1 pseudogene is annotated in these 1,198 nt (G+C 66.3%); it reads left to right on the plus strand.

Features of this window, described 5'->3' with window-relative positions:
* Positions 1-74 precede the first annotated feature (74 nt).
* A pseudogene (locus tag Q5530_RS37485) lies at positions 75-1,198 on the plus strand (IS3 family transposase); the annotation flags it as partial.

Genomic DNA, 1,198 nt, shown 5'->3' on the forward strand with positions numbered 1-1,198 from the left:
TGATCCTCCCCTGGTTGCACGGAGTCGGGTTACTGGATGATCACTCATCTCAGTAGCCCGGAGGACAACCCACGATGCCCAAGCGGTACCCACCCGAGTTCCGGCGCAAGGTGCTCGACCTGGTCGCGTCCGGCCGCCGCGTCGCCCAGGTCGCGGCGGATCTCGACATCAGTGACCAGACGATCTACGCCTGGCGCCGCCAGGAACTCATCGACTCCGGGCAACTACCCGGCACCACCAGCACCGACAACGCCGAACTGGTCGCGGCGCGTCGTCGGATCGCAGAACTCGAGGCCGAGGTCGCCGTCCACCGGCGCGCCGCCGAGCTGCTCAAGGAGAGCAGCACCCCAAAAGACGGTACGAGGCGGTCACGGTGATCGTCTCCGAAGGGCGGTCGATCCAACTCGCCTGCCGCGTGCTCGGAGTGTCCGAGTCCGGCTACTACGACTGGAGAGGCCGCGCTCCCTCGCAGCGGGCGATCCGCCAGGCCTGGCTCGTCGACCTGATCCGCGAAATCCATGTCGAGTCGTTCCAGGTCTACGGCGCCCCACGAGTGCACGCCGAACTCACCCTCGGCCGCGGGATCACCGTCGGACACAACACCATCGCACTTCTCATGCGCCGCAACGGAATCAAGGGCCTGCCCAACCGACGCAGACCACGGCCGAAACACGACACGCCCACCGCGGTGGACCTGGTCGACCGCGACTTCGCCCGCGCCGCGCCGAACCAGCTGTGGGTCACCGACATCACCGAACATCCAACCCGCGAAGGAAAGGTGTACTGCGCGGTCGTGCTCGACGTGCACTCCCGCCGCGTCGTCGGCTGGTCGATCGACTCCAGCCAGACCGCCGCCCTGGCCACCAACGCGCTTGGCATGGCCATCTCGAACCGGTCCCCGCTGCCGGACACGGTGATCCACTCCGACCACGGAGTCCAATTCACATCGTGGACTTTCACCAGGCGTGCCAAGGAATCCGGGCTTCTACCGTCGATGGGTTCGATCGGCGACTGCTACGACAACGCCATGATCGAATCGTTCTGGGGACGCGTGCAGACCGAGCTGCTCGACCGCCGACGATGGCGCACCCGCCTCGAGTTGGCCAACGCCCTGTTCGAGTACCTCGAGATGTTCCACAACCGCCGCCGACGCCACACCGCACTCGGCATGCTCACCCCGATCGAGTACGAACTCCGA

The organism is Saccharothrix sp. BKS2, assembly GCF_047689505.1.
Classification (GTDB): domain Bacteria; phylum Actinomycetota; class Actinomycetes; order Mycobacteriales; family Pseudonocardiaceae; genus Actinosynnema; species Actinosynnema lopnurensis.